At 44.0% G+C, this 14,496-nt stretch carries 13 protein-coding genes; 2 read left to right on the top strand and 11 right to left on the bottom strand.

The annotated features are described in order from the left end of the window. Positions 1-107: 107 nt before the first annotated feature. Both AB0763_RS05325 and AB0763_RS05320 read right to left on the bottom strand, forming a co-directional pair. Entirely contained in the window at positions 108-1,709 is a 1,602-nt protein-coding gene (locus tag AB0763_RS05325; RefSeq protein WP_306101279.1) for a BCCT family transporter, read from the bottom strand. 271 nt (positions 1,710-1,980) lie between these two features. Next, positions 1,981-2,628, bottom strand: coding sequence for a glutathione S-transferase (locus tag AB0763_RS05320; RefSeq protein WP_306101280.1), 648 nt, complete (start codon positions 2,626-2,628; stop codon positions 1,981-1,983). 121 nt (positions 2,629-2,749) lie between these two features. Here AB0763_RS05320 and mmuM point away from each other — a divergent pair, with 121 nt between their 5' ends. Further along, entirely contained in the window at positions 2,750-3,697 is a 948-nt protein-coding gene (gene mmuM, locus AB0763_RS05315; protein WP_306101281.1) for a homocysteine S-methyltransferase, read from the top strand. Positions 3,698-3,957: 260 nt separating this feature from the next. Here the strand turns inward: mmuM and AB0763_RS05310 are convergent, their stop codons facing one another. The 6 genes from AB0763_RS05310 to AB0763_RS05285 form a co-directional block, all read right to left on the bottom strand. Further along, positions 3,958-5,247 (bottom strand): TRAP transporter large permease, encoded by a 1,290-nt coding sequence (locus AB0763_RS05310; RefSeq protein ID WP_306101282.1) that lies wholly within the window; start codon positions 5,245-5,247, stop codon positions 3,958-3,960. Between the two features lie 9 nt (positions 5,248-5,256). Continuing rightward, entirely contained in the window at positions 5,257-5,826 is a 570-nt protein-coding gene (locus AB0763_RS05305) for a TRAP transporter small permease (protein WP_306101283.1), read from the bottom strand. Between the two features lie 55 nt (positions 5,827-5,881). Next, positions 5,882-6,919, bottom strand: a complete 1,038-nt coding sequence (gene dctP / locus AB0763_RS05300) for a TRAP transporter substrate-binding protein DctP (RefSeq protein ID WP_306101284.1) — start codon at positions 6,917-6,919, stop codon at positions 5,882-5,884. A 323-nt stretch (positions 6,920-7,242) separates the two neighbouring features. Next, positions 7,243-8,592: an amidase gene (locus AB0763_RS05295; protein WP_306101285.1), complete on the bottom strand. Its 1,350-nt coding sequence runs from the start codon at positions 8,590-8,592 to the stop codon at positions 7,243-7,245. Between the two features lie 214 nt (positions 8,593-8,806). Then, entirely contained in the window at positions 8,807-9,658 is an 852-nt protein-coding gene (locus AB0763_RS05290) for a helix-turn-helix transcriptional regulator (protein ID WP_306101286.1), read from the bottom strand. A gap of 60 nt (positions 9,659-9,718) precedes the next feature. Further along, positions 9,719-11,125, bottom strand: coding sequence for a PLP-dependent aminotransferase family protein (locus AB0763_RS05285; RefSeq protein WP_306101287.1), 1,407 nt, complete (start codon positions 11,123-11,125; stop codon positions 9,719-9,721). A 127-nt stretch (positions 11,126-11,252) separates the two neighbouring features. Between AB0763_RS05285 and AB0763_RS05280 the strand changes: the two genes are divergently transcribed. Further along, positions 11,253-12,161 (top strand): EamA family transporter, encoded by a 909-nt coding sequence (locus AB0763_RS05280; RefSeq protein ID WP_306101288.1) that lies wholly within the window; start codon positions 11,253-11,255, stop codon positions 12,159-12,161. 46 nt (positions 12,162-12,207) lie between these two features. Here the strand turns inward: AB0763_RS05280 and AB0763_RS05275 are convergent, their stop codons facing one another. The 3 genes from AB0763_RS05275 to AB0763_RS05265 form a co-directional block, all read right to left on the bottom strand. Then, a complete protein-coding gene (locus AB0763_RS05275; RefSeq protein ID WP_306101289.1) occupies positions 12,208-12,837 on the bottom strand; it encodes a LysE family translocator in 630 nt (209 codons plus the stop codon). Between the two features lie 116 nt (positions 12,838-12,953). Next, a complete protein-coding gene (locus tag AB0763_RS05270; protein WP_306101290.1) occupies positions 12,954-13,502 on the bottom strand; it encodes a DUF3299 domain-containing protein in 549 nt (182 codons plus the stop codon). Between the two features lie 95 nt (positions 13,503-13,597). Then, positions 13,598-14,425: a DUF4437 domain-containing protein gene (locus AB0763_RS05265; protein WP_306101291.1), complete on the bottom strand. Its 828-nt coding sequence runs from the start codon at positions 14,423-14,425 to the stop codon at positions 13,598-13,600. Between the last annotated feature and the right edge of the window lie 71 nt (positions 14,426-14,496).

Raw genomic sequence — 14,496 nt, 5'->3', positions numbered from 1 at the left:
AAAAGCCAGTGAACAACTCACTGGCTTTAATTCAAATATAACGCGAACATTGGGGTGACAAGAGTGAGACCTATCTCAACATAAATCAGCCCCCATTGTTATTTCGCTTATCTCACGCTGGCATAGGTGTGCTTGCGATGAGTCATTTCCGTGCGTAACCCCATCAATAAACTCACACACATGGTCAATAACACCAGGGTAAATGGCAGACCTGTTGAGATGGTACCGGCTTGCAAGGCTTGCACTGTTTCCGTGCCGCCAACCCAAAGCAAAGTACCTGCGACGACACCTTCAATCGATGCCCAGAACACACGTTGTGGCACTGGTACGTCCATCTTACCGCCTGCAGTGATGTTATCGATGACCAATGATGCCGAATCTGAAGAGGTAATAAAGAACACCATAATCAAAATAACAGACACAAAAGACAGAACACTGCTCAACGGCAAATCTTCATAGAGATAGAACAAAGACAAGGTAATATCGGTCAAGCCATTTTGGCCCAACTCACCCACTTTGTGCATGATTTGGTCAATGGCTAACCCGCCAAAGGCCGCCATCCATGCAAAAGTAATCACCGTTGGAACAAGGATAACAGTGATTAAAAACTCGCGAATGGTACGCCCTTTCGATACGCGAGCAATGAACATACCAACACATGGTGACCAAGAAATCCACCACGCCCAATAGAATACCGTCCAGCCATGAAGCCAACCTTCGTCTTCACGACCACTCGGGGTACTAAGAGCGATGATGTTTTTCACGTACCCAGTCACGGCCAGGCTCAATGAGTCGAAAAAGACGTGGATGCCAGCAAAAATAACCAAAAGCAACAAAACAAATGCCGCAAGCAAGTTTAGATTACTCAGGACTTTAACCCCACCATCGATACCGCGAATAACGGAAACGACCGCAAGCGCCGTGACGAACACCACAATAGCTAATTGCACATAAACCGTCGACTCAAAGCCGAAAACATGGCCAAGACCACTTGCGGCTTGTTGTGCCCCTAAACCCAATGATGTCGCAAGGCCGAATAAAGTCGCAAGTACCGTTAGGATATCAATACAGTGACCAAACCAGCCCCAAGTACGGTTACCGAGAATTGGGTAAAAAGCGGAACGCAAAGAAAGCGGTAAACCTTTGTTATAAGTGAAAAAAGCAATTGATAGGCCAACGATAGCGTAGATGGCCCACGGGTGAAGCCCCCAGTGGAACATGGTCGCGCCCATCGCCATTTCACGAGCGGCCTCTGAGTTTGCCTCAACGCCCAGTGGGGTATGGTACCAACCGGTAAAGTGTGCGGTCGGCTCAGCAACGCCCCAAAAGATAAGACCAATACCCATACCTGCAGCAAACAGCATGGCGATCCAAGATAAATTGGAGTGCTCAGGTTCCGCTTCGGCACCACCGATACGAATTTTGCCATAAGGCGAAACAATAAGACCTAAACAGAAAATTAAGAAGATGTTACCCGCCCACATAAACAAGGAATCAAACTTGGCGATGATTTCCCATTTAATGCCATCTAATGTGCTTTTGGCGGTCTCTGGTTCAACTAAAAGAAGTGCTAAAATAAAAACGATGACCAAAGCGGCACTGATGCCGAATACCGGGTTGTGAACATCAAACCCCCAGCGTTCGACATTATCCTGACCCACGGTGTAGTCCGTGTTATCTATACTATATTTGTCTATATCTCGACTCATAAACCCTCAAACTGCATAAACATGCGGTAAAAATGAGCCGAGATGATAGCAAAAAAAGTTATCTCATTTCAAAAATTGTTGTAAATTCACATTTTTGTCATAAGTTATCATAGAAAAAGCTCAATAACGAACGAGTTTAGAACCTAGATATCCATTTGTTTTATATGATTAACTTGACTTAAGCGAACGATTTAACTCTACAGAAATTGACTTTATCGCCCCTTTTTAATCAAACGAAAATGTGTTTTTTTGATCATCGCATACAAGCTGTTTAGACATCATAACCCGCTTCATCTTCTGCCACAATATCGGTTTCTAAGCTCGCTTGCTGCAACCAGGGTTGCAGCGAGTCACTGCGCAACACTTTTTGTTGATACGACTGTGCAGTCGGAGATAATTCGATCCCATACGTTTCAAACCTCAATGCCACTGGCGCATACATGGCATCGGCAATGGACCACTCTCCAAACAACCATCCTTGTGGATAGCTTGTCATCTGCTCAGACCAAATTTGATCAATTCGGGCGATGTCTTTTTTCGCCGCATCGCTTAATTCCACTCGCCGTTTGGCGCGAATATTCATGGGTAATTCATTGCGAAGTGCCATAAACCCCGAGTGCATTTCAGCGCTTATTGCCCTGGCTTTTGCGCGCAATGGAATCGATTCTGGCCAAGCTTGGCCTTGTAAGTAGGCTTCATTGATGTATTCCAAAATCGCCAAAGAATCCCAAACTACGGTGCTGTCATCAACTAACGTCGGCACTTTTGCTTGGGCGTTCAAAGGGGCCAGAACCTGATAAAACTCTGGGCTGAAGAGCTTAAGTTTAATAATATCGGTTTCTAGATTGTATTGAGAAAAAATCAGCCACGCCCGCAATGACCAACTCGAGTAATTTTGATTCCCTATGTACAGCTGCATCCTTGACTCCTGAAGTTCCAGTGATGAGTAAACTCGTATACTGACTACTATACACACTTTAATTTACCTATAATGTGATGCTGTAAGTGATAATTAAGCTGTACAACTCGGTAGTAAAAAAATGGACTTATCTCAACGATTGGCAACCCAGCCACTGCTGGTTCTCGATGGCGCCGCAGGCACACACCTTGAAGCCTTGGGCTGTGATCTCAACCATCCCTTGTGGACGGCTAAAATCTTAAAAGAACAACCCGAGCAGATAGTTCAACTGCACAAAGATTACTTTGCTGCAGGGGCCGATATTGGTGAAAGCGTCAGTTACCAAGCAACGGTCGAAGGCTTTGTCAAAGCGGGGCTTGACGAGCAGCAAGCCATTGCCTTACTAAAGAGTTCAGTGACTCACCTACTCACCGCGCGCAAACAGTGGTGGCAAGAATCTGGACAAGCCTCAGGCCGACGTTATCCACTAGTGGCGGCATCGATTGGTCCTTATGGCGCTTTTCTCGCCGATGGCTCTGAATACCGCGGCGATTATCAAATCAATGCGCAGCAACTGCATGACTTTCACCGTCACAGAATCGAGATTTTGTGGCAACAAGGGGTCGATATCCTCGCCGTGGAAACCATTCCCTGCTTGGAAGAAGCTCAGGTGATCGCCGACATCGTCCAAGCGATCGGCGCCAAGTGCTGGATCACCTTCAGCGCCAAAAACAAAACGCAAATAAGCAATGGTCAATCGATTGTTGAATGCGTGCAAACCCTAGAGCACTATGATTGTATCCAAGCGATTGGCATTAACTGCACCGCCCCAGAAATCATTACATCGCTGCTTGGCGAGATCAAAAATCACACGTCAAAAGCGCTCATTGCCTATGGTAATTTAGGCGATCATTACGATCCAGACACCAAAACCTGGCAACAGTGTCAACACAGTAAACCTTACCAAGAGCACATTGCACAGTGGCAAGCATTGGGCGTTCGCATTGTTGGCGGGTGTTGCGGGACAACACCCGCAACGATTAAAAGTATTGCCACTCAATATGGCCAAGATGAAAAGTCATTGCCATGAGGAAATTAAAAGTGAAATAGGTCAAATTAGGCCTGGGAAAACCAAGCCCAGCAATAGTTAACCTTGATGGAATAAGAGCACATTCCCTAGCAACAATCCAAAGTCATGGTCATTCTTACTACCCATGTTTAGCAAAATGACCAAAGGTGAGTATTTTTTATTGAAGGCGTGTTGATTGATTTTATTGCCACAATTGCTTATAAGCTCATAGGAAAACACGTAGCAAGAATAGCCATTAATTCATTTGCTACGTGTACTATTTAACTTAAAAGTAACTCAGGTAAAAATAAAGACAACTGAGGGACAAACGTAGTTAATAATAAAGTCGGCATCCACGCAAACAAAATGAAGATCATCGTTGGTCCTAACATCTCAACAACCGGGGTCTCTGTTACTCGTGAACCGAGATACAAGTTCGGAGCTGTAGGAGGAGTCACGTTTGCCATACCTAGGTTTACGCCTAATACTGCAGCAAAATGAATTGGATCCATGCCGGCGCTTTGAGCTATGGGTAAAAGAATCGGAGTCGCTAACAACAGCCCACTGATGTCATCCATCATCATGCCAATCAAAATTAATACCACATTAATCATTAACAGAATAACTATCGGGTTGTCAGAAATCATATATACGAAATCTTCTGCAATGCCTGGGATATCTTCAAACATCAAAAATCTACTGACAATCAACACCATAAAAATCATGGACATAACAACACCAACCGTGATCCCAGCACTCAGCATGGTTTCACGAAATGATTGCCAGGTCATTCCCCGATATACATAAATTGCCACAGGAATCGAATAAACTACAGCAAAACCTGCCGCTTCGGTTGGTGTCATTACCCCGCCATAAATACCTCCCAAAATAAACAGTGGCATTAATAAAGCCGGAAAAGCTTTTTTAGAACGCTTTTTAAATTCAAATTTAAAATATTCCGGTTTTTCATTGAGGTCTAAGTTTTTATATTTTCTCAACTGCACTTGATTGACGATACACAAAAGAGCAATCAAGATGACGCCTGGAACCAAAGTCGACAAAAAACATTTCAACACCGATTGCTGGGCAACCCAAGCATACAGTATGTGTGAGGAACTTGGCGGTATGAGCATACCAAGCGGGCTTGCATTTGTGATTAAAGCTGCACTGAGCCCTGCAGGGTATTTGGCTTTTCTTAAGTGCGGCATCATGACACCACCAATACAGGTAAGCGTCGCGCTGCCACTGCCAGATATAGAGCCAAAAATACCGCTGGCCACAACAGCAGCAACCGACAGGCCTCCACGAATATGCCCTACGGCAAGCTCAGCTAGATGTACCAAAGGTGCGGCTATTTTACCCTTTTCCATGATCTGACCAGCAATAATAAAAAGCGGAATGGCCAGCAAAACTAACGAATTCATTTTCCAATGACCAGATGGTAAATAACCACTCACATCAAATTGACCTACACTGGCCAGTAACACCATGATACCGCCAAAAGCCAAAGGAACACTAACACCAATAAGCAATAAAACACACAATAGAATTAGACTTGAAAAAATAATCATGGTGACTTCCTATTTAACCATTTTCTCTGCTTGCTGAATATCTTCAGAAAGCAACACTTTGCTAGGGCCATGTTTCAACAGTAGATAAACATAAAGAAGGGTATAGATGGTCATCATAATAAAACCAATGGCAATACCTAGCCTTGGTACCATAAAGGGAATTTTCAGAGCGATGGATTTTTGCCACATTGGATAAGCCATTATTTCCTCGACAATCATCGCAATACCCAAATAACTAAGATATCCTAAAATCATCAATTCAATAATTTGGACAACAAGAGTTCGATACCATATGTAGGTAGGGTTTCGCATAACAATACCAAGAATATCGGCATTAATATGGCAACGATTATGAGTAGCAAGGGCACTACCGATGAAAAACATCCAAAAAGCAATGGTCATTAACCATTCTTCATAAGCAAATAAGTCCGCGTCAAATCCATATCTTAAAATAACAACAAAGAAAAAAGTCAGTGCCATAATACAACCTGAAACAATAACAATGGCATTCATGACCTGGCGAATAAGACGTAACACATTCAAACTACGTCCAGAAAAAGACTCTGTGAGATCCTTCATCCTGAGTACACCTTTCTATCCTTGGAATGGGCCTTAAGAAAGGCCCAATGTCCCCTTATTTTAGGTCGGCTTGCAAGCGGTCAATGACATCTTGACCAACAACGTCAGCCATAGTTGGCCAAACGGTAGCACGAACTTTTTCACTCAGTATTGCAATCTCATCTGGAGTTGGGGTTACAATTTCATACCCAGCTTCTATTAGTGCCTTTGCATATTTTTCATCATTGGCTTTATTCCATTTGAAGTACTCATCTGATGCCTTATCAAAAGCGGCCTGAACGACTTTTTTCTGCTCATCATTCATTTTGTCCCACGTTTTTTGTGACCCATAAAATGTCGTCAGCTCCATGAAAGCATTGTAATCGACAAAGTATTTACCCACGCCTGATTTAGCAAAAATGGCATGAGCGGATTGCTTGGTACAACAAATAGCTCCGTCAACGACACCTGATTGAACCGCAGCAAATATTTCAGCGTACGCCATTGTCGTAGTGTTATATCCCATCGCCTCCATAGAGTCCTTCACTGCATTAGATGACCAGACACGAATATTCACCCCTTTATCACCCAAACCTGCAACGTTTTGTGGCTTTTTTTGGGCGACTAAGTTTGAGAAGCCTTCTGGATTATTATCGATCAAACGAAGACCTAACTTAGTTAAACGCTCACTGATAATTTGGTTAAACGCAGAGTCGGGGTTACGGACCGTTTTTTCCATCTCATCCCATGAACTGACTAGATACGGCATAGAATTGATTTCAAACGTCGGGTCTTTGTGGGAATAGATGAACCCCATCACTAAATCGATATTACCTCTGATCGCGTCTTCTAATAATTCCTCGCCCGAGCCCAATTGGTTAGCAGGAAAAACAGAAACTTTTAAACCGACATCGGCAGCTTCGATTTCGTCGGCTATTTGCTCCATGATTTTACTGCCTTGATGCTCAACGGGTAATGTGCCAGCAAATTTTAATCGCAAGTTATCTGCCATTACTGCAGAAGAACACGCAACTGCTGCTACACAAGTTAACCCCAAAGACACCCCTTTAATGCTTCGGGTTACCAAACTAAGTCCATTCATTACTTTTTTCATCACTATTCCTTTAATTGATTTGGATAACTGATTTCGTACTCAGTCTAGCAAAGGGATCTAAAATCGTCTCCAGCCAAACTGATGCTACTTGACGCTAATAAGAACACAAAAAGATTCAACCTGTTCGCTTATTTTGCCTTCAAAGACAAAAAATGAGTCACTAGCTCAATACCCACTCACACATACCCAGTTGAAAATAAGGAGAGCTTTAATGGCTTACAATTCTCATCGAGCATATTTCACGGTTTAAGTATAAAAATCACAAAAAAAAAGGATTGGTTTACAAGCAACCAATCCTTTCAATATTTAAAGTATCTATTTTTCTACACTGTATTTCGCTTAGCTAATGCTCTAAGTCTATCTCCTAATATTTCATCGACTGAAATGGTCTGAGCAAGCGATAATAAAAAGTCATCACGGTGGGCTAAAGAGCACAATTGCCATCCGATAGGCAAAAGTTCTTTTGATAAAGTGAGTGGCAGTGAAATGGCACATAGATCTAAACAATTTGCTATACGAGTATATCGAGACATCGGGATTTCACTTTCGTCTACTTCCGATAGACGTTTCGCACAAATTGGTGTTCCGGGTAAAATTAAAACATCAAAGTTTCTAAACTGACGATAAAATGTCTCTCTTACTTGACTTAGCTGATCTAACAACTTTCGATAATCTTCTTTGGTCACTTTTTTTCCCGCCAACACTCTTTTTCTAATATCAGGGTCAATATTAGAAGTCGGCCTATCGGCAATATGGCCTAAGAAATTATAAATTTCATAACTGACAATATCGCCATTTAAAGCTTGAAACTCAGTGAAGCTCAGTGGCAATTTTATTTCTGAAATAGTTGCACCGCAGTCTTCTAAGCGCTGTAAAGCCAAATCATAGGCCGTTTTGATTTGTTCATCAATCGGTTCAAGTAATCCTGGGTTAACTATCGCCACAGTTAAACCTTTGAGCTGAACCGGTTCGTGTGACAAATCCTGTTCAGACATAACCTCTGTCAGTATTTTTGCTTGCTCAACCGTATGAGTAAGTGGGCCCAATGTATCAAAAGTTGGCCCCAATGGCGCCACCGCTTGGTTTGAGATTAAACCATAGGTTGGCTTATAACCAATGACGCCACAAAGGCTGGCAGGTATACGAATCGATCCCCCGGTATCGCTACCGATCGCGGCAGGCACCAAATCGGCAGCAACGGCAACCGCAGATCCACTACTTGAACCGCCTGCGACTCGGTGAACTTTGGGATCGGCAGGGTTCCAAGGCGTTCCTTTCATAGGATTGGTTCCCCAACTACCAATCGCAAACTCGACCATATGAGCAGTGCCTAGCACAATTGCCCCTGCCCGTTCTAACAGGTCAATAACCGGTGCATTCGCCTTTGCGGGACCTTGAGCGTATTCAAATGAGCCAAACTCTGTCGTTAATCCTTTAATATCGACCAGTTCCTTAACAACAATAGGAAGTCCAGCCAAAGGGCCGATTTCACCACTTTCAGCAAATATTTTCTGTTTCTGCTGAACTTGATCTACAGCATTTTGTTCCAGTAGTTTTGCAATAGCATGCCATTTAGTGTTTTGTTTTTTTATTTTTTCAATACAAATAGTGACCGTTTCTTCTAATAAAGAAGCTTTGGTCTGAATCGACAGCGAGGGTTCTGTATTCAACATGTTCGCCTAGCCCTAATAACCAATATTCAGATAAACGAAATAATATCAGAGCTCAATTTAGCATTGAATGTACATAATGAAGCTACTTGACGCAACAAAGGACACCAGTCGCAACTAGCTGTCACTTCTTACACAGTGAGCCCCCTCCAGGCCAGAACGGTCAAATCAAAATCAACCAAAGAAATGTCTGTTCAATCGTTGTCTTTATGGCTATTTATAGACGAAAATTTGCATCAAAGGTCGTTGCTCTTAGAGGTTGTTCAAATTCACCAGCAGACGTCAAATGAAAGGCAACAGAACGAGAAATTTGCATCGAGGAAATCGGAAACAAACCACATTGCGATAAGGCTTGTTTGACGTGTGTCGTACGACCTATGTATTCTAAAAGTACCCTTGATGCTGATGGCTCATGAGTATCACCCGCAGACACGCCCAAAATTAAACCCGATAACATGGAAATCCGATTCCTATAATTAGGGTAAAGTACTTTTTGAGTCAATTCAGCACCGGTTATTGTTTCCGTATCAAATAAATGAACTCTGTCCCCGACCAAAGAAATTCCCCCTGAATACTTATGAACATCAGGGCGACCTTTTTGATCTATGTGGTTAAGCCTTTCAATACGTTTGTACATAGTAAAATCTTTCCAACCATAGACATAAGTCAAAGCACGCAATATATGGCCAGGTGTAGTAAATGACAAATAATATTCGTAATAATAACCGTGCATTTTGGTTAACGTGTTTCGATGTCGTTGCGTTTCTTTAATTACCGAAGCAACACCAGGAGGCACTTGCAGATCATCGCGAGTATGAGTGGGACGTAAACGGATGATATTTCCGAATTGATCATGAGGCATTAAAATCTCATACTCATCGACACCAAAAAAATCACAAATACGACGCAAGTTATATCGCGTGGGAAATGAACGACCAGACAAATATTTCATAAATTGTTGTCGATTGATCCCTAATTTACGACACATTTCTGAAATAGAAGGGTAATAGCTAACGGCCAATTTAAGGTTGGCTTTGAAATTTTCTGAAGTAAAGTCTTCGTTGGTCATCAAGTTTCCTTTCCTATTCTTAGGATATCGCTTCCGTTTAATCGTCGCTTGTCCTATAAACTAAACGTCCATTGCCATTGGCTCAATAGAAGAATTGATCGCATCCACTAAATTCACTAAATCCCGCTTACACTTTGGGGTTAGTTCATAGCCAAAGTTAACCCGAACGCAATTAATATATAAATCAAGTGTACTAAATAGTCTTCCTCCTCTGATATCCAATGCATGCTGATTCAAAAGCCTATCGAGTTTCTCTGCATCTAACCCCGGAATTTGCAGCCACAACACCATCCCACCCAAAGGCTGGCTAATATTAACACTCGCTGGAAGATGTGTGCGCAAATAGCTAAGGTAAGCCTCTTTCAATTGCACTAAGCAATGCTGACGGCGCTTAAGGTGCTTGCTGTACTGACCGCTATCGATAAAATCACGGATGGCTAACTGGATCGGCAAAGCAACGCCGTCAGTACCACTGACAAACTGCTCGCAAAACCTATCGAGGAAACGGCCAGGAACACACCAGCCAAGCCGATAGCTTGGCGAAACGCTTTTCGTGATCGAGCCACACCAAATAATATAACCATCACGGTCATAGTACTTAGCTGGTAATGGCATCGGCCCGCCATGGGATAGCTCTGCGTAAACATCATCTTCAATGACTGGAATCCGGTACTGATTGGCAAGTCGTGCCAACCTTTGTTTTTGAGCCGGTGACATTGTTATCCCTTGTGGGTTCATATGCGTGGTACAAAAAACCGCGGCTTTTACTTCCCCCAACTGAAAATGATGCTCAAGCTGTCTTAGGTCAATACCCTCATCTAATGAAGGGATCTCGATAATGTTTCTTTCCAACTGACCGAGCAAGGCCAAAATACCATTGTAGCAAGGTGAACTGATCGCAACGGTATCCCCGGGTTTCGTCAAAGCCATTAACGCCATTTTTATTGCCATCATACACCCCGATGTCACCACCCAATCTTGTGGTGCCACCACAAGCCCAGAGGAAGAAAAGTGAGCGGCGAGAGACTGGCGAAGACCGAGATCGCCCTGTGGCTCTGGATAATCATTGATCCGCTCGCCCATGCGTTTGATACTGCGCCGAAAACTGCGCTCTAACTCCGTCACAGAAAGCGCATCGTTGGGCATATTCGCCATGCCCAACGGTCCGGAGGCGTTAGGGCTTTGTTGATGGGACGACAAGTCCACCTGAGTGACAATACTGGTAAAATGTGCCCACTCAGGGGTATTGCTATCGATATGTCGTGAGGAAACAAAGTAGCCGGTCTTCGGACGTGCCTCGATCCAACCTCTTGATTCAAGCTCTTGATAACAGTTAAGCGCCGTCGTCATACTGATCCCTTGCTGCTTAGCCAACTGTCTCAAGGAAGGCATTTTACTGCCAACATAACGTGCACCCTGTTCTATTTCTGAAATAAACTGTCCTGCTAATTCTTGGTATAAACTCACCGCCCCACCCTTCACCTGTACTCTTTTTTGTAGGAAAAACTGTACCTGTACCCTTTTGTGTTCGCAAGCCATAATCCATTTTTCACCTGCCCCGTCAATCGACAGACAAAAAAGGACATGCCTAATAATGAAAAAACAAGACCTATGGCTCGCCATTGCCGTGATGGCCATCTGGGGGTTTAATTTCTCGATGATCAAAATGGGGGTAACGCACGTTAACCCCCTATTAACCACCGCTGCTCGCTTTTTACTCGCGGTCATTCCCGCCATTTTTTTTATCGCCCGGCCGCAAGTCGCTTGGCGTTATTTGATTGCTTATGGAGTGGTGTTTGGCGTCGGAATTTGGGGCATGGCCTCTTGGTCGATCAGCGCCGGGCTCTCATCGGGTATCGCTTCTATTTTATTGTCCGGTAATGTCTTGATTGGTATGGTCGTCGGTATCGTTATTTACCGAGAAACCCTCACACCGGCAAAAGTGGTTGGCGCTTTGCTAGCCTTAGTCGCTCTAGCGACCTTAGTGCTTGCCGCCAGTGGCAACATCACCATGAAAGGGTTGATCTTAATTAGTATTTCCGCCTGCAGCTGGACGTTAATGAGCGTCATTATCAAATCTGCAAAAACAACCCAAGCCTTTGCGTTTAACGTCTGGGGTATGTTGTTTGCTCCCTTGCCTTTGGTGCTGTTTGCCCTAGCCATAAGCGGCCCAACGATTTTCTCACAGGCCGTGGCACTATGGGATTGGCAAACCTCATTCGCAGTTGCCTTTCAAGCTTACCCAACAACACTATTTGGTTATTGGGTATGGAATAAAATGGTCATCCAATACCCATTGAGCACAGTTGCCCCCCTGCCGTTATTGGTGCCGGTGTTTGCGATGATAAGTGGTTTCTTTTTCTTCGCAGAAACACTGAGCTGGCCACAAGTGTTGGCTTCCGGGTTGTTTTTAATGGGTATTGGTTTGATCTTAAAGCCACTCAAGCAAAAGCGAGTTAAGGACAACGCCTCTGAAATAAAAGCGCCAATACCAACATCCTAAACGAGAAACGCCCTGTCAATGTGTGCAAACACTGACAGGGCAAGTATTATCGATTTAACGCCAAATACGCACCAGCAGCAATCATAATACTGCCCGAGCCTTGATTAAGACGCTTTTGAGCACGAGGTGTTTTAAACAAACGCGCCATACGGCTGGCCATTAGCGCAATCAACATCAGCCCAATCATCAGGGCAAGTGAAGACAAAACGCTGATCAAAACCAGATCACGGCCAGACAGCACACTCAGATCGATAAAGGTGGGTAAAAACGAAATATAAAACAAGATGACTTTGGGGTTCGAGGCGGAAATCAAAAAGCCTTGTAGCCAGCCTGCGCCAAAAGCGCGCGTTGGCGCTTTGAGCTCTGCCTCATCAAGGGTGGACTCTGAGCTCACGACAGCGCGAAACATGTTGTAGCCAAGATAAATCAGATAAGCACTGCCAATGTAGCGAATGGCTAAAAACAGCGCCTCCCAATGCTCTGCGATGGCCGCAAGGCCAAAGCAAGCCAATAACAAATACACCAGATCGCTCATCGTCATTCCGAGCGCCAAACTCAAGCAAGCCCTTGGCCCCTGCGTCATCGACCGAGCCAAAATGGCAAAGACACCAGGCCCTGGGGTAATGCCAAACACAAAAATAGCCAAAAAGAAGGTGACCGCCGCTTCCAATGACATATTGATATCCTTATCTCTGTAGGTAAATTCTGCTCTGGCAGTTTACCTCAGTGACCATTCGATGAATACTAGTGCTGACAAAATAGATTCGCCCCGGGTTCGACGGCTAACCTCGGCTACGACGGGGTATAGCTATCCAATATCGCACCGTCTATTTGGTATCCCGATTCAATACCCAATGTAGCATCAATTGAACTCTCAGCATTGATCGTTCCCGTAATATAGACCAAATCCCACAGATCTTTTAGCGGTGTTCCCTTGGCAAACTTCACGTGAATAATTTGATTTGGCGGCGGTGGCGGAACGTGAATACAAGCACCATAAAAAGGCACTAATAAGAACTCAGACAGGGTCTCGCCATTCACTTCCAATGGAATCACGAAACCAGGAATACGAACTTGTTGGCCACTCAATTCAGGACGTATCGATCCCACCCTAGCTTGTAAGGCACTTAACCCACTATGATCGACGGGTTTGCCCGCCTCGGCGTTGGCTTTCACTCTTTCGCCCTCGGGGATAAGATCGGCCCATTCAAGCTCTGCAACTTGCGGCGTGTTTGAATCAACATCCTCGGCAGAAATCGCATGGCTGTACAGTAATGCGCTCACAAAAAATAAGCTCGCAGGTAACAAGTGAGCAATCCAAGCTGCTTTAACTCTTTTCATACTGATCATCTACTGGTTATATGACAACGATGACGTCACACTCGCAGTCCTCGTTGTCATTGGGTTTATTAAAGTAAAAAGATCAAACCACCGGATTAACGGTCCTTCACTTGATAAGCTTGATTGGTTCGAATATAGACAATCGCTTCTTTATCACTCTTATTTTCAAACTGGTGTTCAACCTTATCACTTGACTCAATAAAACTACCTGGAGCCAGTGTTTGTGTCTGTGACTGAAGCGAAGACTGATAATCAAGATCCCCGGAGATGATCACCGCTTTAAATTCGGATGCTTGAGTGACAATATTGCCTCGAAACCCAGCCGGTAGCTTTACCATAGAACCGCCCATGTCGGCACTGCTGCCCCAGACATACGTCGCTTTTACGCCTTGACTATCAATTTGATGTAAATCGCTATTGTCCAGCCAAACAATATTGTCTCGATGTAAGTTTAATGGACGCTCGCCATTGTCAAACTGCTCTTTCGATGGCTTGACCAGGTATGGTCCAGAATCGATTTCCAAATAAATTAAGTTATGCTCACCATTTGCAGCTGTTGTATGGTCTTCGCCGGCAGGTTGAGTCCAAAATGAACCAGCTGGCATCCACATTTTTTCGGCTTTGGGATCATCGTTATGCATCAATCCATCAATAACAATCCCGCGATAAGTAATATTGTGAATGTGAGGTGGCGATTCAAATCCTTTATTAAAACGAACTAACATCCCCGTCGCGCTGTCAGTAGTACGGTCACCCCATAAATCAGCAGCACCAGGACTAAGCGCCCCTCTTAAGGGATTGAGGTAACCCCATTCAATGTCATCCGCTGCGATAACTTTGCCACTTGGCTCAGCGGCCAAAGCATTGAAAGAAAAAACGCCAGCGCTCAACGCCATTGTGGTGATAAACAATTTATTTTTCATAACCAAACCTCTCTTATTGATATGGCGAATATCATAGGTTTCAGGTTTAATTTGATAAATGGGTTCATCTT

Source organism: Vibrio sp. HB236076 (assembly GCF_040957575.1).
Taxonomy (GTDB): domain Bacteria; phylum Pseudomonadota; class Gammaproteobacteria; order Enterobacterales; family Vibrionaceae; genus Vibrio.
The sequence above is the reverse complement of the archived record's forward strand: the minus strand, read 5'-3'. Positions and strand labels throughout refer to the sequence as shown.